General features: G+C 61.4%; 18 protein-coding genes and 4 tRNA genes. 9 read left to right on the top strand and 13 right to left on the bottom strand.

Annotated elements, in window-relative coordinates:
- From LUN51_RS13905 to LUN51_RS13890, 4 genes are all read right to left on the bottom strand, one after another.
- Positions 1-75, bottom strand: a tRNA-Gly gene (locus tag LUN51_RS13905).
- Between the two features lie 43 nt (positions 76-118).
- Positions 119-194 (bottom strand) — tRNA-Glu (locus LUN51_RS13900).
- Positions 195-200: 6 nt separating this feature from the next.
- Positions 201-275: transfer RNA gene (locus tag LUN51_RS13895), tRNA-Gly, on the bottom strand.
- 23 nt (positions 276-298) lie between these two features.
- Positions 299-374, bottom strand: a tRNA-Glu gene (locus LUN51_RS13890).
- A 218-nt stretch (positions 375-592) separates the two neighbouring features.
- Between LUN51_RS13890 and msrB the strand changes: the two genes are divergently transcribed.
- The 4 genes from msrB (at position 593) to htpX (ending at position 4,530) form a co-directional block, all read left to right on the top strand.
- The gene (gene msrB, locus LUN51_RS13885; RefSeq protein WP_246920958.1) at positions 593-994 is read left to right on the top strand and encodes a peptide-methionine (R)-S-oxide reductase MsrB; all 402 of its coding nucleotides are present in this window, start codon (positions 593-595) and stop codon (positions 992-994) included.
- 129 nt (positions 995-1,123) lie between these two features.
- Positions 1,124-2,080 (top strand): ribosome biogenesis GTPase YlqF, encoded by a 957-nt coding sequence (ylqF, locus tag LUN51_RS13880; RefSeq protein WP_277811722.1) that lies wholly within the window; start codon positions 1,124-1,126, stop codon positions 2,078-2,080.
- 161 nt (positions 2,081-2,241) lie between these two features.
- A complete protein-coding gene (locus LUN51_RS13875) occupies positions 2,242-3,474 on the top strand; it encodes a pyridoxal phosphate-dependent aminotransferase (RefSeq protein WP_040243891.1) in 1,233 nt (410 codons plus the stop codon).
- Between the two features lie 153 nt (positions 3,475-3,627).
- Entirely contained in the window at positions 3,628-4,530 is a 903-nt protein-coding gene (gene htpX / locus LUN51_RS13870; RefSeq protein WP_097022300.1) for a protease HtpX, read from the top strand.
- Positions 4,531-4,655: 125 nt separating this feature from the next.
- Here htpX and pdxB read toward each other — a convergent pair whose 3' ends face one another.
- Positions 4,656-5,807: a 4-phosphoerythronate dehydrogenase PdxB gene (pdxB, locus tag LUN51_RS13865; RefSeq protein ID WP_075370530.1), complete on the bottom strand. Its 1,152-nt coding sequence runs from the start codon at positions 5,805-5,807 to the stop codon at positions 4,656-4,658.
- A gap of 195 nt (positions 5,808-6,002) precedes the next feature.
- Here pdxB and LUN51_RS13860 point away from each other — a divergent pair, with 195 nt between their 5' ends.
- Positions 6,003-6,287: a hypothetical protein gene (locus LUN51_RS13860; RefSeq protein WP_277811721.1), complete on the top strand. Its 285-nt coding sequence runs from the start codon at positions 6,003-6,005 to the stop codon at positions 6,285-6,287.
- 26 nt (positions 6,288-6,313) lie between these two features.
- Here the strand turns inward: LUN51_RS13860 and rlmKL are convergent, their stop codons facing one another.
- A complete protein-coding gene (gene rlmKL, locus LUN51_RS13855; protein WP_277811720.1) occupies positions 6,314-8,527 on the bottom strand; it encodes a bifunctional 23S rRNA (guanine(2069)-N(7))-methyltransferase RlmK/23S rRNA (guanine(2445)-N(2))-methyltransferase RlmL in 2,214 nt (737 codons plus the stop codon).
- Between the two features lie 239 nt (positions 8,528-8,766).
- Between rlmKL and rmf the strand changes: the two genes are divergently transcribed.
- Positions 8,767-8,973 carry a ribosome modulation factor gene (gene rmf / locus LUN51_RS13850; protein ID WP_097022303.1) on the top strand — a complete coding sequence of 69 codons (207 nt, stop codon included), beginning with the start codon at positions 8,767-8,769 and terminating at the stop codon, positions 8,971-8,973.
- A 90-nt stretch (positions 8,974-9,063) separates the two neighbouring features.
- On the opposite strand, the gene LUN51_RS13845 is transcribed toward rmf, so the two are convergent.
- The 6 genes from LUN51_RS13845 to LUN51_RS13820 form a co-directional block, all read right to left on the bottom strand.
- Complete coding sequence (locus LUN51_RS13845) at positions 9,064-10,068, bottom strand: quinone-dependent dihydroorotate dehydrogenase (protein WP_040243902.1); 1,005 nt, start codon at positions 10,066-10,068, stop codon at positions 9,064-9,066.
- A 148-nt stretch (positions 10,069-10,216) separates the two neighbouring features.
- Positions 10,217-11,272 carry a hypothetical protein gene (locus LUN51_RS13840; protein ID WP_040243904.1) on the bottom strand — a complete coding sequence of 352 codons (1,056 nt, stop codon included), beginning with the start codon at positions 11,270-11,272 and terminating at the stop codon, positions 10,217-10,219.
- 140 nt (positions 11,273-11,412) lie between these two features.
- Positions 11,413-16,251: an NAD-glutamate dehydrogenase gene (locus LUN51_RS13835; protein ID WP_277811719.1), complete on the bottom strand. Its 4,839-nt coding sequence runs from the start codon at positions 16,249-16,251 to the stop codon at positions 11,413-11,415.
- Between the two features lie 172 nt (positions 16,252-16,423).
- Entirely contained in the window at positions 16,424-17,545 is a 1,122-nt protein-coding gene (gene trmA / locus LUN51_RS13830) for a tRNA (uridine(54)-C5)-methyltransferase TrmA (protein WP_277811718.1), read from the bottom strand.
- A gap of 58 nt (positions 17,546-17,603) precedes the next feature.
- Complete coding sequence (murI, locus tag LUN51_RS13825) at positions 17,604-18,416, bottom strand: glutamate racemase (protein WP_277811717.1); 813 nt, start codon at positions 18,414-18,416, stop codon at positions 17,604-17,606.
- Positions 18,413-19,306 carry a LysR family transcriptional regulator gene (locus LUN51_RS13820; protein WP_277811716.1) on the bottom strand — a complete coding sequence of 298 codons (894 nt, stop codon included), beginning with the start codon at positions 19,304-19,306 and terminating at the stop codon, positions 18,413-18,415. The genes murI and LUN51_RS13820 overlap by 4 nt, the downstream gene beginning before the upstream one ends.
- A 170-nt stretch (positions 19,307-19,476) precedes the next feature.
- On the opposite strand from LUN51_RS13820, the gene LUN51_RS13815 reads away from it, so the two are divergent.
- Positions 19,477-19,941, top strand: a complete 465-nt coding sequence (locus tag LUN51_RS13815; RefSeq protein ID WP_277811715.1) for a LexA family protein — start codon at positions 19,477-19,479, stop codon at positions 19,939-19,941.
- A complete protein-coding gene (locus LUN51_RS13810; RefSeq protein ID WP_277811714.1) occupies positions 19,929-21,188 on the top strand; it encodes a Y-family DNA polymerase in 1,260 nt (419 codons plus the stop codon). The genes LUN51_RS13815 and LUN51_RS13810 overlap by 13 nt, the downstream gene beginning before the upstream one ends.
- Positions 21,189-21,217: 29 nt before the next feature.
- Here LUN51_RS13810 and LUN51_RS13805 read toward each other — a convergent pair whose 3' ends face one another.
- Positions 21,218-21,763, bottom strand: a complete 546-nt coding sequence (locus LUN51_RS13805; protein WP_075367860.1) for a hemerythrin domain-containing protein — start codon at positions 21,761-21,763, stop codon at positions 21,218-21,220.
- Positions 21,764-21,988: 225 nt separating this feature from the next.
- On the opposite strand from LUN51_RS13805, the gene LUN51_RS13800 reads away from it, so the two are divergent.
- Positions 21,989-23,323, top strand: coding sequence for a replication-associated recombination protein A (locus LUN51_RS13800; protein ID WP_277811713.1), 1,335 nt, complete (start codon positions 21,989-21,991; stop codon positions 23,321-23,323).
- Positions 23,324-23,339: the final 16 nt, after the last annotated feature.

The raw sequence follows: 23,339 nt of genomic DNA, 5'->3' as shown, positions 1-23,339 counted from the left end.
TGGAGCGGGAAAGGAGATTCGAACTCCCGACCCTCGCCTTGGCAAGGCGATGCTCTACCGCTGAGCTATTCCCGCATCACAAACAACACCGATACTGCGGCCTCACGCTGACTGAAAGTGGCGTCCCATAGGGGGTTTGAACCCCTGTTACTGCCGTGAAAGGGCAGTGTCCTAGACCGCTAGACGAATGGGACGCATTTTGGAGCGGGAAAGGAGATTCGAACTCCCGACCCTCGCCTTGGCAAGGCGATGCTCTACCGCTGAGCTATTCCCGCATTTCCAGCCACACGAGGTGAGTTGGCGTCCCATAGGGGGTTCGAACCCCTGTTACTGCCGTGAAAGGGCAGTGTCCTAGGCCACTAGACGAATGGGACGTGTCATCACTCGCCTCGTCGAGGTGCGGCGTATATTACTGGGCACCCCCGCGGGTGTCAACCCTCTGTCTGAACACCCTTTTCTTGTTGCTGCCATGCCCCCATATTGTGGACCAAGTGGCGCCCACTGTAGTAAACGCCGTGACATCCCTCATGCGTTACAAGGGCTCTTGGCATCGGCATGGCGCATCACAGTATCCGCAACGCAGGAGGCGGCAATGAGCGAGAAGACGCATAAAAGCGAACACGAGTGGCGGGAGCAGTTAACCCCCGAGCAGTATCGCGTGACGCGCGAGAAAGGCACTGAGCGTCCTTTCACCGGCGATCACCAGGTCTCCGACGAACAAGGCATTTACCACTGCATCTGTTGCGGCGCCCCGCTCTTCGAAAACGAGCATAAGTTCGATTCTGGATGCGGCTGGCCGAGCTTCGACCGACCGCTGGCCGATGCTGGCGTCGAGGAGCATTTGGACACGTCTCACGGCATGCGCCGCGTCGAGGTCACGTGCCGTCGCTGCGACGCACATCTGGGACATGTATTCCCCGACGGTCCGCAGGAGACCACCGGGCAGCGTTATTGCATCAATTCAGTATCGCTCGACTTCCACCCCGGCGAGTAATTCACCGGAAGAGTCTTGCATTTGGAAAGTCTTGCATCTGGAGAGTGAGATTCATCGCGGCCGCCGCTCTGCTAGCGGGCTTCGCTCTGCTACCATAGGCGGCCGTTTGTTCGAGCTGGAGTAAAGACGATGCTGGGTTGGTATCCCGGACACATGCACAAGGCCCGCCGTCAGATAACGGAGGCGCTACCGGAAATCGACGTGGTACTCGAAGTCCTCGATGCCCGCCTGCCCTACTCCAGCGCCAACCCCATGTTGGCCGAGTTGACCGAGCACAAACCAGTGCTCAAGGTGCTCTCGCGCGCCGATCTCGCTGACCCCGAGCAGACTGAGCGCTGGGTGGAACACTTCAACGCCCAGCCCGATATCCGCGCGCTGGCGGTGACCACCACCCAATCGCGCGAGTTGAAGCGCATCCCCGCGCTATGCCACGAGCTCGCCGGTCATGTACGCGCCGATCGCGACGTACGCGTGATGGTGATGGGCATCCCCAATGTCGGCAAATCTACCTTGATCAATGGCCTGGCCGGCAAGAAGCTCGCCAAGACCGGCAATGAGCCGGCCGTTACCAAGCGCCAGCAGAAAATACGCCTGGATGGCCGAGTCGCGCTGATCGACACCCCCGGCGTGCTATGGCCGAAGATCGAGGACCAGGCCAGTGCCTATCGCCTGGCGGCCAGCGGCGCGATTCGCGATACCGCCATGGAATATAGCGATGTCGCCATCGTCGCCGCCGCCGAGCTGGCCAAGCGTTACCCGGATGCCCTCAAGGCGCGTTACAAGCTCAAAACGTTGCCTGCCTACACTCCCAATCCGGATGCCGACAGCGTCGAAGCCGACGGGCCACCGCATCGCGACTTGCTGGCGCTGGCTGGCTTCGATGGCCAAGCCATCGTCGAGGCCATCGCCGGCAAACGGGGCGGCTTGCGCGCCGGCGGCGTCGTCGACATGCACCGCGGCGCCGAAGTGCTGCTGCACGAGCTGCGCGATGGCAAGCTCGGGCGTCTGACGCTAGAAACACCGGACGACATCCCTGTGCCCGAGGAAAACGATCCCTCCCTGGACGCGTCACCCTCCCCGGCCTAAACAGCCAAGCTTTTACCCTTCTACTTCAATCGCCTATTCCGATGCGGGCCATTTGCGTGGCCCGCGCGCCACGGTATGCTAGGAAGCGGCGCGGCAGCCCGCCCCGAACGGTACGGAAACACCGCCTCCACCCCACCGGCTGCGCAGCAAACGGAAGCCTCATGGATACCGACACGCCCATTCGGAAATCGCACAAGCTCGATAACGTCTGTTACGACATTCGCGGCCCGGTACTCGACCACGCCAAGCGGCTCGAAGACGAAGGCCAGCGCATCCTCAAGCTCAACATCGGCAATCCCGCATCCTTCGGTTTCGAAGCCCCTGAAGAGATTCTTCAGGATGTGATGCGCAACCTGCCGACGGCCCAGGGCTACTGCGATTCCAAGGGACTTTATTCGGCGCGCAAGGCGATCATGCAAGAATGCCAGCGCAAGAACATTCCCGATGTCAGCGTCGAAGATGTGTTCGTCGGTAACGGCGTCTCCGAGCTGATCGCCATGGCCATGCAGGCGCTGCTCGACGACGGCGACGAGGTACTGATCCCCGCGCCCGACTATCCACTGTGGACGGCGTCGGCCAACCTCTCCGGCGGGCGGCCGGTGCATTACCTGTGCGATGAGCAGGCCGACTGGGCGCCGGACTTGAACGATGTACGCGACAAGATCACCGCACGCACCAAGGCCATCGTCATCATCAATCCCAACAACCCCACCGGCGCCGTCTATCCGCCGGAAGTGGTCAAGGAATTGTTGGCGATCGCGCGGCGCCACGGCCTGGTGGTGTTCTCCGACGAGATCTACGACAAGATCCTCTACGACGATGCCGAGCATGTCTCCACCGGCGCGCTGGCCGACGACGACCAGCTCGTGGTGACGCTCAATGGGCTTTCCAAGAGCTATCGCTGCGCCGGGTTTCGCAGCGGCTGGATGATTCTCTCCGGGAATCGCGGCAAGCAGCGCGCCGACGACTTCATTCAGGGGCTCAACATGCTGGCCTCGATGCGTCTGTGCGCCAATGTGCCCGCCCAGCACGCCATCCAGACGGCACTCGGCGGCTATCAGTCGATCAACGACCTGGTGCTACCCGGTGGGCGTCTGCTTGCCCAGCGCGACATTACCTATGACAAGCTCAATGCGATTCCCGGTGTCAGTTGCGTCAAGCCCAAGGGGGCGCTGTATGCCTTTCCGCGTCTCGACCCCGAGGTCTTCAACATTCAGGACGACCAGAAGCTGGTACTCGACCTGCTCTTGCAGGAGAAGATCCTGCTGGTCCAGGGCACGGCCTTCAACTGGCCGTCTCCCGATCATGTGCGCATCGTCACCCTCCCTTGGGCCGACCAGCTCGACGATGCCCTCGACCGCTTCGCCAACTTCCTGTCGCGCTACCGCCAATGACCCGACCCTCGCCCGAGCCTGGCTCGGGCGGGAATCATCGCGCTTTCAACGATTATCGATATTTGTCTTGAAACCCAAGGCAAGACGCCGTATCTAATGGCCAACAAGAATCGGCATGACTATTGCTGTCTCACTAACTGAGGGAACCCATCGATGATGCGAATCCTGCTGTTTCTCGCGACCAATCTGGCCGTGGTGATCGTGGCCAGTATTACGCTGCGACTGCTAGGGGTGGAGCCCTACCTCAACGCCAACGGGCTCAACATGAACAGCCTGTTGATCTTCTGCTTCGTGATCGGCATGGCCGGGTCGTTGGTATCGCTGTTCATTTCCAAATGGATGGCGAAGAGGAGTACCAGGGCCAAGGTGATCGAGCAGCCCAGCAATGCGACCGAGCAATGGCTACTCGACACCGTCGGCGAGCTGGCTCGCGATGCGGGTATCCAGATGCCCGAGGTGGCGATCTTTCCCGCGCAGCAATCCAACGCCTTCGCCACGGGCTGGAACAAGAACGATGCTCTGGTCGCGGTCTCCGCCGGCTTGCTCGAGCGCATGCGCCCCGAGGAAATCCGAGCGGTACTAGCGCATGAGATCGGCCACGTTGCCAATGGCGACATGGTCACGCTGGCGCTCATTCAGGGCGTGCTCAACACCTTCGTGATGTTCTTCGCGCGCATCGTCGCGCAACTGGTGGATAGCTTCCTGCGTCGCGACGACGAAGGCGGTGGCCTGGGCTTCTTCGGTTACATGGCGGTGGTCATCGTCGCCGAGATCGTCTTCGGTCTGGTGGCCTCAATCATCGTCGCCTGGTTCTCACGCTTCCGCGAATACCGCGCCGACGCCGCCGGGGCCAAGCTCGCCGGTAGCGGCGCGATGATCAATGCCTTGGGGCGTCTCAAGGCCGAAACGCAGATGCCCGACCAGATGCCGGATACGCTGACGGCCTTCGCCATCACCACTGGACAGACGCGTAAGCTCATGGAACGCTTGTTTTCCAGCCACCCTCCGCTGGATGATCGCATTCGCGCCCTCAAGGAAAGCGCCTATCGCGAATAATTACGGCACACTGCTGCGCAACGCAAAGCACCCACCGGCCCTGAATTCATCAAAAGGTCGGTGGGTGCTTTCGTCTCGGCGCAGCGTATGCTGCCAGGCCTCTTAAACTTGCTACTCAGGACTTGCTACTTGTTAGAAAGCTTGACCTTGAAACCAAAACCTTCGAGGGCGTCACGCAAGCCGCCCTTATTCTGCTTGAGCTCGACGCGCAGGGTGGAAAACTCACGCCGCAGCGGATACTCGGCGCGGAAGGCATCAAAACCCGCCGCCATCCCCATGCGTCGGCGGTAGCGATCGAACGCCAGCATGTCGCGGCGCACGTCGTAGCAGGCTCGCGTGCATAGCGATAGCGCTTCCAGCGGCGGCGACCAAGGCGTGAGGACGATTTTGCGCAGCCATGGGTCCGGCTTGAGCTGACCGAGCTTCTTGCGCGCCGGCAAGCCAAAATGGCGCATCGCCGCCTGATAGACAAGCTCAGTGCCGCGCATCTTGCCGTCGATGCTATGCCCGGCGATATGCGGCGTGGCGATATCGACGAGATCGTAGAGGCCGTGATCGATGCCCGGCTCGTTTTCCCATACGTCCAGTACCACGCGTAGATCGTTGGCGCGCTGGAGACGCTCGCGCAGCGCCTGATTGTCGAGACAGGCGCCACGTCCAGCGTTAATCAGCACGGTGCCCGACGCCAGGGCGTCGATACGCCCCGCATCCAGCAGATGCCAAGTCGCGTGCTCCCCCTCCGACACCAGCGGCGTATGCAGGCAGACGATATCGGCACGCTCGAGCAGGCTATCCAACGCCAGAAAATCCTCGCGGCCTTCCGCCTCGGCGCGTGGCGGATCGCAGATCAAGCACGTCACGTCGAGATCATCCAGGCGCTCCGCCAGACGGCTACCCACGTTGCCGGCCCCGACGATGCCGATGGTCTTGCCGGCTAGATGAAAACCATCTTCCTCAGCCAGCAATAAGAGGCTCGAGAGCACGTAGTCGACCACCGAGTCGGCATTGCAGCCCGGCGCGTTGGCGAATCCGATGCCCGCTTCTCGCAGATAGTCTAGATCGACATGGTCGGTACCGATGGTACAGGTGCCTACGAAACGCACTCGGGAGCCGTCAAGCAGCGCCGCATTCACCGGTGTAATCGAGCGCACGACCAACAGGTCCTGTTCGCGGACCGCTGCAGCATCGATGTCGCGCCCGGGCAAGCGGGTGATATCGCCCAGCTCGCCAAAGAAGTCGTCGGCCAGAGGAATATTTTCATCGACCAGGATGCGCATGACCTTCTCTTTTCTCCCTTGTTCACGTCCGACGGCCGGTTACAATACGCACGGGGCGCACTTGCCTGTCCACGGCGACACCGGAGACGGTGTGCTCGCCGGGGATTCGATACCCGCCGGGAATGTCGATAGTAGGCCCGCGAAAGACACGTCACAAGCCCATTGCCAACCACAACGGCACCATCAGGAGTTCTCGTGATCGTCCGCTGGGAAAGTGAACACGACTATGTTCTCGTGCATGTCCACCAGGATATGTTCGGTGACTGGATATTCAGCCGCGCCTGGGGCCAGATCGGCACCCAGTTCGGCGGCCTCAAGCATCAACTGGCCGACAGCTATGCGCAGGCCACGACATGGCTCGAGGATGTCGCGCATATCCAGTCCTCGCGCGGCTTCGCCAAGGTCTTCGAGGCCAGCGATGACACCAGCCCCGAGGCCCAGGAGGCGATGCGCCAACTGTCGCTGCTCGACGGCCTCTGATCCCGCACCACTCGCGGCCGTTGCTCTCAGTGGTGACGAATCAGGAAGCAATGATGCAGATCCGGGCGCCGTGCGAAGTCCGGATCGAACGTCCGTGCCGAAATGTCTTCCACCGCGAAACGTTCGCCGATGCTGGTGTCGAGCGTGAAGCGCCGCTGATTGTTGGAGAACACCAATGTGCCGTCCGCTGACAGGCGCGCCATCGCCAGTTCGATGAGGCGTGCGTGATCGCGCTGCACATCGAGTACGTCATCCATCTTCTTGGAATTGGAGAACGTCGGCGGGTCCAGGAAAATCAGGTCGAACTCGCTACCCGCCGTTTCCAACCACCGCAGACAGTCATCACGAATCACCCGATGCCGGCTGGGATCGAGACGGTTGAGCGCGAAGTTATCGCGTGCCCAGGCCAGGTAGGTATTGGAAAGATCGACGCTGACACTGTCGCTCGCGCCCCCCAGCGCTGCTTGAACCGTCGCCGTTCCCGTGTAGCAGAACAGGTTGAGAAAGCGCTTGCCGTCAGCCATGTCGCGCAACATTCGGCGCACGGGACGATGGTCCAAAAATAAGCCGGTATCCAGATAGTCGCGAAGATTGACCCACAACCGTGCCGGCCCTTCACTGACCTCGAAACGTTCGCCACTGGCACCCTGCTTGGTGTATTGCGCCTTGCCCGATTGTCGTGTGCGCTGTTTGTAGTGCACGTTTTCCGCCCGCATGCCCAGCACCTGGGGAATGACCTCCAAGGCATCGAACAAGCGACGCTGCGCCTGGCGCGGGTCTACCGAGCGCGGTGGCGCGTATTCCTGCACGTGTACGTGCTCGCCGTAGACATCCACCGCCAGGGCATATTCCGGCATATCCGCATCGTAGAGTCGATAACAACTCTCGCCGGACTTTTTGAGCCACTTCTTCAGTCGCTTGCGGTTCTTCTCCAGCCGATTGGCGAACATCTGCGCGCCCTCGTTGCGCGGGGCACGGCTCGGTGCCTCCTGGGCGTCTTGCTCGCCTGCCGAGCCGCTCTTGGCCGAGACCTGGACAGAGGCACCGCGCGAGGCGCTCTCCACCACGACCGGGATCATTAGCAACTTGCAATCCAGCGGCCCGTTCTTGAATGCATACTGCTTGGTGGCCCGCAGTCCTGTGCGGTGACCCAGGTCGGGGTTGCCGGTAAATAGCGCCAATTGCCAGCCCTCGAACTCGGCGCGCAAACGTTCACCGAGGGCGGTATAAATGGGCACCACCTCGGGCAACTCGCCCAGGCGCTCGCCATACGGCGGATTGGTGATGACCAGCCCCGGCCCGTCGACGCCTTCCGGCCGCGTGAGTTGCGCCACCTCGGCGCCTTGCAACTCGATCAAGGAGGGGATTCCCGCGCGCATGGCATTGGCCTTGGCGGCGGCGATGGCCGGTGGGCTCTGATCGCGCCCGAACAGCTTTGACTTCACGCGGCGGCGCCCCACGCTGGCACGGGCGTCCGCCTCGCGCTTGAGCTCTTGCCATACGCCGGGGTCGTGCTCCGCCCAGGCCTCGAAGGCGAAATAGTGCCGGGCCAACTGGGGGGCGATGTCCGCCGCCATCAAGGCCGCCTCGATGAGCAACGTACCCGCCCCGCACATGGGATCGAGCAAGGGTTCCCCACGCCGTGCCCGCGCCGGCCAGTCGGCACGCATCAGCAAGGCGGCGGCGAGGTTTTCCTTGAGCGGTGCATGGCCGGCATCGCGGCGATAGCCACGCTGATGCAGGCTACCACCGACCAGATCGAGTCCTAGCAGCAAACGCCCACGATGCAGGTGCGCGTAAATACGCGTATCGGGGTTTTTGAGCTCGATCACCGGGCGCTCATGGCCAGCCGCCCGCATCGAATCGACGATGCCATCCTTGACGCTCTGAGCCCCGAAGCGCGTATGGCGAATATGCTCGGATTGACCATGAAAATCCACGGCCAGGCTGCTTCCAGTACGCAGGTGTGCGCGCCAGTCGACCCGGCGGGCGGCCTGGACCAGCGACTCGGGACGTTCTATGTCCTGCTCGCGCAGAAGGCAAAGCACCACGCGATTTGCCAGGCGCGACCACAGGCAGATGCGATAGGCCATCGCGACATCGGCCTGAACGTGGACACCCGCCACGGTCGTCCCGGTCACCTCCGCGCCGAAGCCCGCGAGTTCGTCGGCCAGCAAGCCCTCGAGGCCCTTGGGACAGGTGACGTAGAGCGTCAAGGATTGGGATTGCACATCGGTCATAAAGTCGTCATCCCGGCGCCACGCGCCGGTCATATTCCTGTGGTTTACATGGAACGTTTGGCTTATGCCAAATCGCTGGTCGACAAATCCGCACCAAAGCACTAAAACTTAAAAGTAGTAGCTACTGAAAACGCATGCGTTTCGTGTCCGGACGTTCCGGTTCATGGCGGTGATGGGTGCCCCATTGTCGGCATGTACTGTCAGATCTCAACAATCGGTTCTTGATAAGAGGCCATCCGATGAAACGACAGAAACGTGATCGCTTTCAGCGTGCATATGTCCACGGATACAAAGCCGGCATGACGGGGCGCTCTCGCGATGATTGCCCCAGCCAGAACATCAACCTCCGTGAATACTGGATGAGCGGTTGGCGTGAAGGTCGTGGGGACCAATGGGCCGGCATGACGGGGATTTCCGGCATCCATCGAAACCCCATGGTACTGTGATGGTAGAACCCTTCGTGGCACCTGGATCGACGCCCCATTGACAGGTCCATGACAAGGCCCGCAACGCGGGCCTTTTTGCGTCTAAGCACATTACGTCAGCGCCCGAGCACATTCGCCCACCAGCGCCGGTCCCCGATAGATGAAGCCAGTATAAAGCTGTACGAGATCGGCCCCCGCCTTGCATTTGGCACGCGCTGCGTCACCACTGTCGATACCGCCGACGCCAATGATCGGCAGCGTCGGTAGGTGGCGGCGCAACTCCTGGATCACCGCATTGGAAGGCTCGAATACCGGGCGGCCGGAAAGCCCGCCCTGCTCCTCGGCATGTGCAAGCCCCGCCACCGCCTCGCGCGACACCGTGGTATTGGTAGCAATAACGGCATCGACGCCGTTGGCCGCCAGCGCCTGTGCAACTAACGCGACCTCATCGGCATCCATATCGGGAGCGATCTTCACGACCAGAGGCACGCTCCGGCCACTAGCGGCATCGAGGCGGTGTTTTTCCTCGACCAGCGTGCCCAGTAACGCCTCCAGATGCTCGCCGAACTGTAAGTTGCGCAGCCCCGGTGTGTTCGGCGACGATAGGTTCACCGTGACATAATCCGCGTGCGCGTGAACTTTGCGCAGACACGTCAGGTAATCATCCACCGCGTGCTCGACTGGCGTACTCAAATTCTTGCCAATGTTGATGCCGATCACGCCGCGGTAACGACTCTTGCGTACATTGGCGACAAGCGCGTCGACGCCGGCATTGTTGAACCCCATGCGATTGATGATCGCGCCGCATTCCGGCACGCGAAACAGACGTGGCCTGGGGTTGCCCGGCTGCGGCTTGGGCGTCACCGTGCCTACTTCGACGAAGCCAAAACCCAGTGCCCCGAGCGCATCGAGGTGCTCGGCATTCTTATCGAGCCCCGCTGCCAACCCCACGCGATTGGGGAACGTCAGCCCCATCAGCGTGACGGGCGCCTCGACATGCGCGCCCATCCACCTGCTCAGCCCCAGGCGATGGCCGGCATCGAGTGATGTCAGGGCAACGCCATGAGCGGTTTCAGGATCGAGTCGGAACAGTAGCGAACGGGCCAGGGCGTACATGAATCCTCGGACAATGTAATAAGCGGCAAGACATGAAATGGGCGCGCAGTATAGCGTAGCCATGCCCAAAAGCGCAGAGCCCCGCATTCGCACATGGCGAAGCGGGGCTCGCGTCGGGATGCGTCAGCCCCCGACAATCCATCGAACCTTACGGCTGAGTATCGAGCTGCTGCACGCGTAGCGTGTAGTTGTTGACGCCGCTCATCGCACTGCCGAACTTCTGGCCTTTCACCCAAACGGTGTAACGCCCCGGTTGCAATGTGGTTTCGATATCGAAATCGCTCTCGAAACCTTCGCCCGCGTCACTCGCCACGACATCACCGTTTTCGTCGAGAATCCGCGCTTCGAGACGATAGGTTCCCTCGTTGCCAGGGAAGGTCGAGCTTGTCACCGACACGGTGCCCGCTTCCACCACGTCGAAACTCAACACCTTGCCCTGCTCACGAATGGCCAAATCGGTCACAATCTCGTCGAAGGCATCCGGCAAGGCGTCTTCGTCATTGGCGGACGCGGCTTCATCGTCGGAAGAACCAACGGCCTGGTCACCGGCCGATGCGGTGGACGTCTCCGACGAGGACGCAGAAGAAGCTGTCCCGCTGGCTTCGGGACGCGGCGCAGCGATGGCCGCCACCGCATCATCATCATCGACGAACGCCGTCGTATGGCCATCTTTACCCGGGCCACCGAACATGATGCCGCCACCAGCATCGACACCACTTTCATCGTTTGAAAGCCGGTTGCCCTGGGCATCCAAGCCATTGACGGAGATAACGAAGCTATTGCCGCCCGTCTTGGTAGTACCGAACTTCTGACCGGATACACGCAACACGTAATCGCCGGGCTCCAGACGTTGCTCCATGGTCAAGCCATCGTTCTGGCCCAGCCCCGACGCCGAAGCGATCTCCTTGCCCTGCTCATCGAGCAAGGTTGCTTCGATCCGGTAATCGTCGGAGTCGCCCGGCAAGGTCGAGCTCTGGAATTGATAGCGTCCTGCCTTTTCAACGGTAAAGGGATGCGTTTGCGTCCCGCCGAAGAAAAAACTCTGGCTACGTGCATCGGAGCTCGACTGCAAGAAATCGGTAAGATCGATTTTAGCCGCCGCTTCGTGCGCCTTCTGCTGTGCAGCGCTCTGGGCCATGGCCAGCGATGACGTGCTGGCCAGTCCCAGGGCCACGAGCATTGTGGTAATAACGCGATGATTCATGGGGCTTCTCTACTTGGCTTCGAACCTGAGTCGAGCACAGCATATCAGAGACATAAGCGCCAATGCTTCACTTGCGGGTTCGAAGAGGAAGGAAAATCGACAATGCCCCAAGCCTCGTGCTCGGGGCATTATGTGCGGACTTATCCCTCGCCGTTGCTCTCGGCGAGATCGACCAGCTCGCGAATGGCCACCGCGAATAGCGGGAAACCACCCTGGGAACCCGAACGCACCTCATTGAGCAGGCCGCACCAGCGTTCGACCAAGCCCGCGTGGCGTTCCAGCCACTGCTCGACACGAGGCTCCACGCCACTCGGCGCGCCGTCCATCTTGAGCACGCTGACGGTCAGTGCCAATTGCTGGCGATCGAGATCGTCGCGGAAGGTTTCGCGCGCCTGCGCCTGCCAGCTATCGCGTACCTTTAGTGCGTTGATCTGGCCATTCATCCACGGCAGCTCCAGACGATGGCCAATGTCGTAATAGACCTCGGCGACACGCTGGATCTTCTCGTCGGTGGCACGTGCCGCTTCGATGATGCCCAGCCCGGCATATAGGCTGTTGGCCGCCGCGACAACGCTCGCCAGAGAGGTTGGCACGCCGGCTTTTTCTAGCTCATCGCGACGCGCATCCCACGTTTCGTGATCTTCTCCGCGCAGGCGCTTGCCGACGCTCTCTTGCAATTGGGTGATACGCGGTGCGAAATACTCCACCGCTTCCTGAATGCTCTGATTGGTGCGATGACGCAGGAACCAGCGCGTGGCCCGACGCAGCAGTCGCATCAGATCGAGCATCATGCCGTACTGAACGCGGCTTTCGACCTGATAATCGAGCGCCTCGATCTGCTCCCAGAGTCCTTCGAGATTGAAGCAGTCACGCGCAATGAGATAGGCGCGCGTCACCTCCGCCCGCGAGGCGCCTGTGGAATCACGCAGTCGCCGCACGAAAGTGACCCCCATATGATCGACCAAGTCGTTGGCGATCTGCGTGGCGGTGATCTCGCGCTTCAAGCGGTGCTGATACATTTCGTCCGGGAAGCGTTCGACCAGCGTACGGGGAAAGGCGCGCGCCATGTGCCTCTGGACATGCGGATTGTCCGGCAGGTCGGAGGCGATCATGTCGGTCTTCAGCGCACTCTTGGCATAGGAAATCAGTACCGACAGTTCGGGAAGCGTCAGGCCTTTTTCCGCATTGGTGCGTTCGACCAGCATCTCGTCGGTGGGCAGGAATTCCAGCTCGCGATCCAGCCCTCCAGCGGCTTCCAATTCATTGATGAAGCGCCGGTATGGGCCCATGCCCTGCTGGCTGAGGATCTCCGACAAGGAGAGTGCCTGGGTCTGGCGATAGTTATCGCGCAGTACCAGCTCACCCACTTCTTCGGTCATGCTCGCCAGCAACTCATTGCGCTGCTTGTCGGTCATATCGCCGGCTTTGACGATGCCGTCGAGCAGGATCTTGATATTGACTTCATGGTCGGAGCAATTGACCCCGCCGGCATTGTCGATGAAGTCAGTAGTGACGCGTACGCCCTGCTCCGCGGCTTCCATGCGCCCAAGCTGGGTAAAGCCAAGATTGCCGCCTTCACCAATCACCCGGCAGCGCAATTCATGACCATCGACACGCAAGGCATCGTTGGCCTTGTCGCCCACCTCGGCATGCGTCTCGCCGGACGCCTTGACGTAGGTGCCGATACCGCCATTCCAGAGCAGATCGCAACGCGAGGTCAGAATCGCGCGAATCAACTCATTGGGCGACAATTTGCCCGCCTTGATGTCGAAGGCTTTCTTCATCTGCGGGGTAATGTTGATGGACTTGGCATCCCGCGAGAACACGCCCCCACCCTCGGAGATCAAAGAGGTGTCGTAATCCTCCCAGCTCGAGCGCGCCAGCTCGAACATGCGCTGGCGTTCCTTGAACGACGCCGAGGTGTCAGGATCGGGATCGACGAAGATATGCCGGTGGTTAAAGGCAGCGATGAGGCGGATCTTGTCCGACAACAGCATGCCGTTGCCGAATACATCACCCGCCATGTCGCCGATACCCACCACGCTGAACGGCGTTTCTTGGGTATTGAGGCCCATTTCGCGGAAGTGACGCTTGACCGACTCCCAAGCACCCTTGGCGGTAATCCCCATCTTCTTGTGATCGTAACCATGCTCGCCGCCGGAGGCGAAGGCATCGCCCAGCCAGTGGCCATACTCCAGCGAGATGGCGTTGGCGATGTCCGAGAAGGTGGCGGTGCCCTTGTCGGCGGCCACCACCAGGTAGGGGTCGTCCTCGTCGTGACGCACGACACGCTCGGGCGGCACCACATCGCCGCCTTCCAGGTTGTCGGTCACATCCAGCAGGGCGCGAATGAAGATCTGGTAGCAGGCGATGCCTTCCTTCTGCACCGTGTCACGGTCAGCGCCATCGGGCATGCGCTTGCAGATGAAGCCACCCTTGGCGCCTACCGGAACGATGACGGCATTCTTGACCTGCTGCGCCTTGGCCAGACCCAGAATCTCAGTCCGGAAGTCCTCGTGACGATCGGACCAGCGCAACCCGCCACGCGCGACCTTGCCGCTGCGCAGGTGAACACCCTCGACGCGCGGCGAGTAGACGAAGATCTCGAACATCGGCCGCGGTTTGGGCATATCCGGCACTTGCGTCGGTTCGAGCTTGAGGGCGATGTAATCCTTCGACTCGCCATCTTCACGCCGTTGATAATAGTTTGTCCGCAACGTCGCCTGAATCAACGCCATATAGCGACGCAGCAATAGGTCGTCATTGAGGCTGGCGACCTCATCGAGCAGGCCTTCGATGCGCGCCACGCACTCCTCAATCTCGCTGTCGCCGGCGGTATCATCGGGATCGAAGCGTAGTTCGAACAGTGTCACCAACTCGCGGGTAATGTCCGGATGGCTGGTCAGGGTGGTGGCGATGTAATCCTGCGACAGGCCAAAGCGCAACTGCTTGAGATAGCGCGCATAGGCACGCAGCACCGCCACTTCGCGCCAGGCCAGGTTGGCACCGATGACGAGGCGATTAAAGGCATCGCTTTCGGCATCGCCGGTCCAGATGCGCGTGAATGCCTCGATGAAGACATCGCGCATTTCCTGAAGATTGACGACTCCGTCGCCATGGTGCTCGAGGGTGAAGTCATGAATCCAGTAGGCCTGACCGGGGCACTCGACCTCGTAGGGACGTTCGCTGATCACACGGAGTCCCAGGTTCTCAAGCACGGGTAGCACATCGGAGAGCGGGATCGGCTGATCGGCGTGGAAAAGCTTGAGATTGACCCCATCGATATTCTCCTCGACCAGCCGGTAAAGACTTAGGCTGATCGGCGCATTCCCGCCCAACTCACCGAGATGGTGGATATCGTAAACGGCTGTGCGGGCCGAGAAATCTTCGCGATAGCTATTGGGAAACGCCTCGCGATAATCTTGCATCAGATGGTTGGCCTGCTCCTCACCATAGCCCTCGACCATGGCCTCCTGCAGATCGTCCCGCCAGCTACGCGAGAGCGCCGTAATCTTCTTCTCTAGGCGCCGTATATCGTATTCGGCCGGGCGCTCGCCGTTGAAACGCAGGATGAGCTGGATCCGCGCCAGCACCGACTCGGACAGATAGGTATTGAAATCGCCGAAGGTAGCGTCGAGCTCTTCGCAGAGCATGTTCTGGATGCGCACGCGCAATTCGGTGGAGAACACATCGCGCGGCACGAACGCCAGGCACGAATAGAACTGGCCGAAACGGTCCTCGCGAATGAACAGGCGCACCTTGCGCCGTTCGCGGATATTGAGGATACCGAAGGCGGTCTGCGCTAACTCGTCGGTATCGATCTGGAACAGGTCGTCACGCGGGTAGACCTCGAGGATCTGCGTCAGCTGTTTGCCGTTATGCCCTTTGGGGTTGACGCCCGCAGCCTTGATGACGGCTTCGATCTTCTTGCGCAGCACCGGCACGTTGCGCGGCGATTCGTTGTAGACTGTCGACGTATAGAGCCCCAGAAAGCGCCGCTCGCCGATGACGCGACCGTCTTCGTCGTAACGGTCGATAGAAATGTAATCCGGGTAGGCGGGGCGATGCACGCGCGCGTGATAGGCGCTCTTGGCGAAGGACAAAAGCTCCGGCACCAGCACATACTGATCGTCTTCGACGCCCTCGTCGGTACTGATGCGCTCGCGGTAACGCGGCTGGTCGAGCTTGAACACGCCCAGCTCGCTCTTGGGTAACTGACGCAGACGATCCTGGCCATCTTCCTGCAACACCTCGTACTCGTCATAACCCAAGAAGGTGAAATGATCGTCGAGCAGCCACTCGAGGAACGAGATGGCTTCTTTATGATCGTCGGCCTTGATCTGCTTTGGGCGCCGCGCCTTGAGCTCCTTGATCGACTCGCGCACTCGCTCACGCATGGGGTCGAAGTCTTCCACTGCCACACGCACGTCGCGCAGTATTTCTTCGAGACTGTCGTGAAGGTCGTCCAGGGTCGCTGTATCGGAATGGCGGTCGACCTCGACCAGAATGATCGACTCACGCGATGCTGGCGCGTTCTTGGCCTCGGTCGAGGTAACACGCTTGAGATGATGCTTGGCATCGCGCTCCACCGCCAGCACGGCATTGTGGATCGCATGCACGGTCAGCCCACGCCGGTTGAGCTCGATACGTACCGAATCGACGAGAAACGGCATATCTTCGTGCAGCACGGCCACCACGGTGTGTGGAGATTGCCAGCCGTGTTCCTCGAAATCGGCATTGAAGACCCGTACCTTGGCCTCGCTGGGATCATGCGTCTGCATGAAATGCCACGCCGACAACGTGGCGCCGTAGATATCATCCAGGCCGCGCTCGGCGGCCTCCTCGAACGGCGCCGAAGCATACAAATCCTCGGCGAAGGCAGCGATCTGCTCCACTTTTTCCTGTGGCAGCCGCTTGGCCAGTTGTTCCTTGAGCTGGGCGAGAAAATCTTCCTTGCCCTCGATCGCGACGTGTTGCATCAAGCACCTCGGCTACGACCGACCGCCCTTCATGGCGGCCGATGAATGATCCTTCGGCGGCACGCACGCGTATTGCGTGCACCACCATGGTGACACGAGCTTACTCCCATCGCGCGTCAGACCCCACCGATGTGACGCTCCCTCATGGCGTATGCCGGTTGTGCATGGGGTCTTAGGCGCGTGTTACCGGCTCCCGGCGTTCCAGTAGCACTCCACATTCACAATGACCGGTATACGGAAATTGATCGAACAATGCGAAACGAGTCACGGCATGAGTCGCGCTCAACGACTCGAGATTCGCCTCGAGTGTGTTTGGATTACAGGAAATATAGACGATACGCGCATAGGCTTTGAGTTGTTCACAGCTATGCGCATCAAGTCCGGCCCGCGGCGGGTCGACCAGCGCGGTGGTGAAGACATGCTCATCGAGCGCCAGCGCCGCCACGCGCCGTCCGCTTTTCTCTCCGGCCAGGGCTTCGCTGAACTCTTCGGCGGACATCCGCGCCACCACGGCGTTGGCCACGCTATTCGCTTCGAGATTGACGTTGGCCGAGGCTACCGAGGTGCGCGAGATCTCAGTGGCCACTACGCGGCGGAAGTTCTCAGCCAGGGCTACCGTAAAATTGCCATTGCCGCAATAAAACTCCACAAGATCGCCGTCGTGGCTCTCGCGGGTCACATCCCGGGCCCACCCCAGCATCGACCGACAAATCGCCGCATTGGGCTGAGTAAAGCTGTTTTCCACCTGCTGATAGACGAATTCGTGTCCTTCGACGTTCAACCGCTCCCAGACATGATCGCGATCGAGCACCAGACGCTGCTTACGCGCCCGGCCGATGATCGACACGTTCAGAGCTTCCTGTAACTCCCGGGCTTCTTGCTCCCAAGCCTCGTCGAGTTGGCGGTGATAGATCAAGGTCACCAATGCTTCGCCATTCAGCGTGGTCAAGAACTCGACCTGGAACAACTTGCGCCGCAGGGTATCGCTTGCCAACAATGCATCACGCAAGGCGGGCATGAGCGCGTTGATACGTTCCCCCGCCACCGGGTATTCATCCAGGCGAATGACCGTTTTGCGTTTCGGATCGGCAGGATCGACCTCGAACATGGCATAAAACAGATCGTCACCGTCATGCCAGATACGAAACTCGCAGCGCTGCCGATAATGGCTCGGCGGCGAGGGAAAGACCTCCAACAGCGGCGGGGAGAAGCGCGCAAATTGCGCCGTGATACGCTCGCGCTTGGCGTCGAGCTGAGACTGGTAACGTTCGGGGTCGACGACGGGTACGGCCACGAAAACTCCTTTCAGCAAAAACTCACGATGTCGCCGCAACGACACCATCTCATGGAAATCAGAAGGTTAAAACAGGGTCAGGCAATGCCAAAGAACACGGTGCACTGAAGCCGTAGCCCGCCAGGGCACGCGCCAGACCCGGTTGTTGCGCCGCGCTGGCCCAGCTCGCATCGCTGTCCGACGCATTACGCGCGGCCCCTGAAACGGCCTGAGAAACGACTTGCGCCACGCGCCGCGCAATGGCGTCACCGGAATCGATCCACACTATCTCGCGCGGCGCATGCCGCTCGAGCGCCTCGCGCAGCAGTGGAAAATGCGTGCATCCCAGCACTACGGTATCGAGACGCGACGCTTGCCATAACGGCGCGAGGCTTGCGGCGATGACCGCATCGTCCCACGGCATCCCGGTCAGGACGCGCTCGGCCTGCGCGACCAAGGGATCGGCCGCCAGACTCACCACCGTGCAATCCGGCGCGAACTCACCGATCAAACGCTGCGTATAAGGACGCGACACCGTCGCCGAGGTCGCCAGCAGCCCGAACACACCACTGCGCGAGGCATGAGCGGCCGGCTTTATCGCCGGTACAGTACCGATCACCGGAATACTCAGGCACTCGCGCAAGGCCTGTAGCGCCAACGTGCTGGCCGTATTGCAGGCCACTACCAAGGCGCGCGCGCCACTCGCTTCGACCGCCGCGCGACACACCGCGACGATCCGCGCGACCAACCAGGCATCGGGCTTGGTGCCATACGGCAACGCAGCGTTGTCACATACATACGCCAGCGGTGCGCCCGGCAGGCGTGTGCGCAAGGCACCGACCACCGAGAGCCCGCCGACGCCGGAGTCAAAGATCAGAATTGGCGCCGTCATGCGCGGGTCTCCGCGAAGTGCGCCAGCAGCGTATCCACTAAGGCCCTCAGGCGCGCGGGAATGAACTCACGCTCGGCATACAGCAAATGGACGCTGATCGGCGCCACGCTGAAATCGTCCAGCACGCGGACCAGTCGCCCGGCCTCGACTTCCGGTTCCCCCAGGAACGCCGGCTTGTAAACCAGCCCCATGCCGCGTATCGCTGCCTCGGTCAGGGCGCGTCCGTTGTTACAGGCCATGACCGGGCGGATGCGCACCCGATACGCCGCTCCGTCGACCTGGAAGTGCCAATAGTGCCCTTCGCGCGCCAGGCTATAGTGCAGACAACGATGCTCACGTAACTCGGCGGGATGCGTGGGCGTTCCATGCCGTGCCAGATACTCCGGCGCGCCGTAAACGTGGCGCGGCATATCCATCAACGGCCGGGCGATCAAGCTGGAGTCCTCCAGCTCACCGATACGCACCACCAGATCGAAGTCTTCTGCCACCGGGTCGACACGGCGATCCTCGAGCACGACATCAAGCATCACCGCCGGATGACGGCGCTCAAACGCCTGCAAGGCAGGCATCAGTGCACGCACGCCGAAATCCAGCGGCGCGGAGAGACGCAACTTGCCGCGCACCTCACCACGCTGCTCGCTAAGCCCCGTTTCTAGCTCCTGCAATTCGTCGAGCAAGCGACTCGCGCCATTGAGATAGCGCTCGCCCTCAGCGGTCAACTGCAAGCGCCGCGTGGTACGCGTCAACAAGCGAACCCCCAGGCTGGCCTCCAACTTGGAGACCTGTTTGCTAACCATGGCATTGGAGAATTCCAGCTTGCGCGCACCGCCAGCGAAACTGCCAGCTTCGACCACGGCGCGAAAGATGTGCATCGCCTGCAGGCGGTCCATACGGCTCCCTCGTAACGACTTCTCGCAACGACTTCTCGCAACGACTTTTCTCGAAAACGTTTGCGCGCATTCTACCTTACCCGCTCACGCGATGAGACGGTCCGGCTTGCCCCTGAGCAAAATACTGTTTATTTTTACAGTATTCGTCATTTCATTTTCGAGGTTCCGACATGTCCATGACGCCCATCGCCCTCGCCGCGTCCACCTCGGCGCCAACATCGAGCGACACTCTGCCACGCGGCGCCAGCGGCTTCCCGTCTCCGGCCGACGACTACCGAGAAGCGCCGCTGGATCTACATCACCATTTGGTGCGCCGCCCGGCCTCGACGTTCTTCATGCATCTGGAAGGCGACGATCACCACCACGCCGGCCTGTACCACGGTGACTTGCTGGTGGTCGACCGCGCTATTTCACCGCGTCCCGGGCATTGGTTGGTCGCCGCCATCGATGGCGAACTGAGCGTGTTGCACCTCGAACGTCGTGAGGCGCAGCTGTACCTCGCGCCGTCACGCCCCGACCTGGCGACACTGCCCTTCGAAGCCGACGATGACCGCTTGTGGGGCGTCATCTGCTACGCCATTCACGCCTTACCCGCCATGGGCGAGGAACCGGCCGAGCCGTCATGTTTGCGCTGATCGACTGCAACAACTTCTATGCCGCCTGCGAGCGCCTTTTCGAACCGCGTCTGGAGGGCGTTCCGGTGGGCGTGCTGTCCAACAACGACGGCTGTGTCATCGCGCGTTCCGAGAAATTCAAGGCGCTCGATATTCCCATGGGCATCCCCACCCACAAGATCGACCCAGCACTACGGCGTCGCGTGGTGCTGAAGTCCTCCAACTACACACTTTATGGTGACCTCTCGGCACGCGTGCAGCAGGTCCTGGCGCGCCAGGTACCAACGCTGGAACCTTATTCCATCGACGAGTGTTTCCTCGATCTACGCGGCATGCAGGAAGACTGGCACGCCTTGGGCGCGCGCCTGGTGCGTAGCGTGGTGCGGGAAGTCGGGCTGCCGGTATCCATCGGCATCGCCCCGACACGCACCCTGGCCAAGCTCGCCAATAAACAGGCCAAGGCACAGCCGACACGCCCCCAGGTGTGCGTTTGGCAAAGCGCCGACGCGCCTGACTTGACGGCACACCTGAATCGGCTATCGCCGCGCGATGTATGGGGCGTGGGAGAACGCCTCAACGCGCGCCTGGCCGGCATGGGAGTGCTTACCGCCGCCGCGCTTCGCGAGACACCCGACAGCGAGCTACGGCGTCGTTTCAGCGTGGTACTGGCGCGCACTGCCACCGAACTCAACGGCCATCCCTGCCTATCGATGAGCGATCTGGAAACCCCGCGCCGTAGCATTCTCTGCTCGCGCTCGTTCGGACGCCCCTTGCGCGACCACGCCGCCCTCGCCGCTGCCTTGCGCCATCACTGCCAACGCGCTGGCGAAAAGCTGCGACGCGACGCCATGCAGGCCTCGGCAATCGGCGTCTACCTGCGCACCAACCCGTATCACGCCGGCACGTTTCGTCATGCCTGCGAGTGGACTGCATTACCGTTCCCTAGCGCCGACACTCAGCAACTCAACCGCGCGGCGCAGCGCCTGCTAGCACGCTTATGGCAACCGGCGGCCTATCAGAAACTCGGAGTGATGCTCACCGAACTAACGCCTCGCCAACAGAGCCAGACGACGCTCTTCGATGGCACCGATCCGGCCCGGCAAGAGGCGCTGATGCATGCCTGGGATACCATTCGCGCCCGCTACGGCCGACAGGCGCTGACCCTGGGCCCGCAACCCGTTGACGCTTCCTGGCAGATGAACAGCGCCTATCGCTCGGCATGCTATACCACGCGCTGGGATGAACTGCCCCGGGCACGTGCCCGATGACCACTATGCCGTTCACGTGGCGACATAGCTCAATTCAAAGGCGAAGGCGCCTCACGGAATTCGGCGTAAAGCTCGGGATAGCCTTCCTGCAGGCGCGCCAGTTCAGCTTCAGCCCCTTCCGGCAGAGCCTTGGCCAGCCGATCCAGATCGTCTTCGTCGAAGTGCTCGCGGATCAACGGGAACAATTCCTCGCGCTCGCCACGCAGATAGGCCCGATGTGCCTCGAGATAGGCCCGGAGGTCTTCGCTGAAGCGATCCATGGGCACTACCGCATCCATCAGGATCATGTCGAGATCCTGAGAGAGTTTCGCCAGACGTTCATTGAGCGCCCGATAGTCTTCGGACAACCGCTGACACAGCGCGTCGGCTTGCGGCGCCCGTACGTTCAACTGCTCGGTACACATGCGTTCCAGCGGCTCGGTGAACCCACTCATGTAGTCGAGAATATAATCTACGACCTCGCGTATCAGTTGGAAGTTGGGTCGCTCACCTTCCGCCAGGGTCTTCTGCTTGAGCTGCAACACATGCAGCAGACGCGCCATGTTGGCGTGGTCTTGGCGCAGTTGGGTCAGCATGGGCATGTACAGGCCTCCTTTGCTGTCGAAGCGGGCAGCGCGGGGTATCCGGCAGCCTTCTTTGCCAGTTTAGGCGAGAGTCTTCAGTGACTCCCATTCTCCCGATGGGAAACACCCTACCGGGGCTCGAATGTTTTACCCTAGCGTGTATGACAGGATTACGCCTGTTGGCCGAAAGTCTAGACACGGTTTTTGGCGACTCGACTCACCCACGGTGGCATACACATGGACCTGTTCGCTTCTTCCCAATCCGATAACACACCGCTGGCCTATCGCATGCGGCCGCGCCGCCTGGACGACTACGTCGGCCAGGAGGCGCTGGTCGGTCCCGGCAAACCACTGAGTCGCATGGCGGAAAGCGGCGCGGTACGCTCGATGATTTTGTGGGGGCCGCCGGGCGTGGGCAAGACGACCCTGGCCGATATTCTCGCCGATGCCTCGGGCGCCATGCTCGAACGCCTATCGGCAGTGATGGCCGGCGTCAAGGATATCCGTGCCGCCGTCGAGCGTGCGCGCGAGGGGCAAGTGCGAGGGCAGCCGACGTTGTTGTTCTTGGACGAGATTCACCGTCTCAACAAGAGCCAGCAGGACGCGCTGCTGCCCCATGTGGAATCCGGCTTGCTGACGCTGATCGGCGCGACCACCGAGAACCCGTCCTTCGAGGTCAATTCGGCACTGCTCTCGCGGGCACGCGTCTATGTGTTGCGCAAGCTGGAGGTCGACGACCTGCTGCGTGTGCTACATCAGGCCCTGACGGATACTCAGCGCGGCCTGGGAGAGCGCCATATCGAGGCCGATGAGGACGTGCTGGAAACGCTCGCGCGCTCGGCCTCGGGCGATGCACGACGCGCACTGGGCCTGCTGGAGACAGCCTGCGACTTCGCCGAGCCTACCGAGAACGGCGAACGCCTGACCCTGCAAGCGCTGCATGAAGTGCTGGGCCATCAGGCTAGCGCTTTCGACAAGCAGGGCGATCATTATTACGACCTGCTCTCGGCAATCCACAAATCGATACGCTCGTCGCGCCCCGACGCCGCGCTCTTGTACATCGCCCAATTCACGCAAGGGGGCGGCGATCCGCTCGACGTGGTCCGCCGCCTCGCCGCCATCGCCTCTGAGGACGTCGGCAACGCCGAGCCACGCGCCCTGCCGCTGGTCATGGCCGCCTGGGACGCCTACCTGCGCCTGGGCGATTACGAAGGCCAGCGCGCCATCGCGCATGCCGCGCTGCATCTCGCCATCGCTCCCAAGAGCAACGCTATCGATCAGGCCTGGAACGCCGCCAAGCAATTCGTCTCCGCGCACCCCGATTTTGAGGTGCCAACCTACCTGCGCAACGCCCCGACCAAACTGATGGCGTCCCTCGGACACGGCGAAGGCTATCGCTACGCACACAACGAACCCAACGGTTACCCCGCCGGTCGGGCACACGACTGTTGGCCCGCGGAACTCCCCGCAGCCACCTTCTTCGCGCCCACGGAATACGGGCAGGAAAAACGTTTCAAGCAGATGCAGGCCTGGCGCGCCGAACTCGACGTCCAAGCCGACGGGACGTCATGAGCACCCACCGCTTTTT

The organism is Chromohalobacter canadensis (assembly GCF_029544075.1).
GTDB lineage: Bacteria > Pseudomonadota > Gammaproteobacteria > Pseudomonadales > Halomonadaceae > Chromohalobacter > Chromohalobacter canadensis_A.
This window is presented reverse-complemented; position numbering and strand designations above follow the sequence as displayed.

Excerpts from the sequence above, each read along its gene's own strand:
- rlmKL (WP_277811720.1), bottom strand. The coding sequence starts at position 8,527 with ATGACCGATGTGCAATCCCAATCCTTGACGCTCTACGTCACCTGTCCC.
- LUN51_RS13805 (WP_075367860.1), bottom strand. The coding sequence starts at position 21,763 with ATGCTGACCCAACTGCGCCAAGACCACGCCAACATGGCGCGTCTGCTG.
- LUN51_RS13820 (WP_277811716.1), bottom strand. The coding sequence starts at position 19,306 with ATGGACCGCCTGCAGGCGATGCACATCTTTCGCGCCGTGGTCGAAGCT.
- LUN51_RS13875 (WP_040243891.1), top strand. The coding sequence starts at position 2,242 with ATGGATACCGACACGCCCATTCGGAAATCGCACAAGCTCGATAACGTC.
- murI (WP_277811717.1), bottom strand. The coding sequence starts at position 18,416 with ATGACGGCGCCAATTCTGATCTTTGACTCCGGCGTCGGCGGGCTCTCG.
- LUN51_RS13840 (WP_040243904.1), bottom strand. The coding sequence starts at position 11,272 with ATGAATCATCGCGTTATTACCACAATGCTCGTGGCCCTGGGACTGGCC.
- LUN51_RS13835 (WP_277811719.1), bottom strand. The coding sequence starts at position 16,251 with ATGCAACACGTCGCGATCGAGGGCAAGGAAGATTTTCTCGCCCAGCTC.
- msrB (WP_246920958.1), top strand. The coding sequence starts at position 593 with ATGAGCGAGAAGACGCATAAAAGCGAACACGAGTGGCGGGAGCAGTTA.
- LUN51_RS13800 (WP_277811713.1), top strand. The coding sequence starts at position 21,989 with ATGGACCTGTTCGCTTCTTCCCAATCCGATAACACACCGCTGGCCTAT.
- LUN51_RS13845 (WP_040243902.1), bottom strand. The coding sequence starts at position 10,068 with ATGTACGCCCTGGCCCGTTCGCTACTGTTCCGACTCGATCCTGAAACC.
- pdxB (WP_075370530.1), bottom strand. The coding sequence starts at position 5,807 with ATGCGCATCCTGGTCGATGAAAATATTCCTCTGGCCGACGACTTCTTT.
- rmf (WP_097022303.1), top strand. The coding sequence starts at position 8,767 with ATGAAACGACAGAAACGTGATCGCTTTCAGCGTGCATATGTCCACGGA.
- LUN51_RS13815 (WP_277811715.1), top strand. The coding sequence starts at position 19,477 with ATGTCCATGACGCCCATCGCCCTCGCCGCGTCCACCTCGGCGCCAACA.
- ylqF (WP_277811722.1), top strand. The coding sequence starts at position 1,124 with ATGCTGGGTTGGTATCCCGGACACATGCACAAGGCCCGCCGTCAGATA.
- htpX (WP_097022300.1), top strand. The coding sequence starts at position 3,628 with ATGATGCGAATCCTGCTGTTTCTCGCGACCAATCTGGCCGTGGTGATC.
- LUN51_RS13810 (WP_277811714.1), top strand. The coding sequence starts at position 19,929 with ATGTTTGCGCTGATCGACTGCAACAACTTCTATGCCGCCTGCGAGCGC.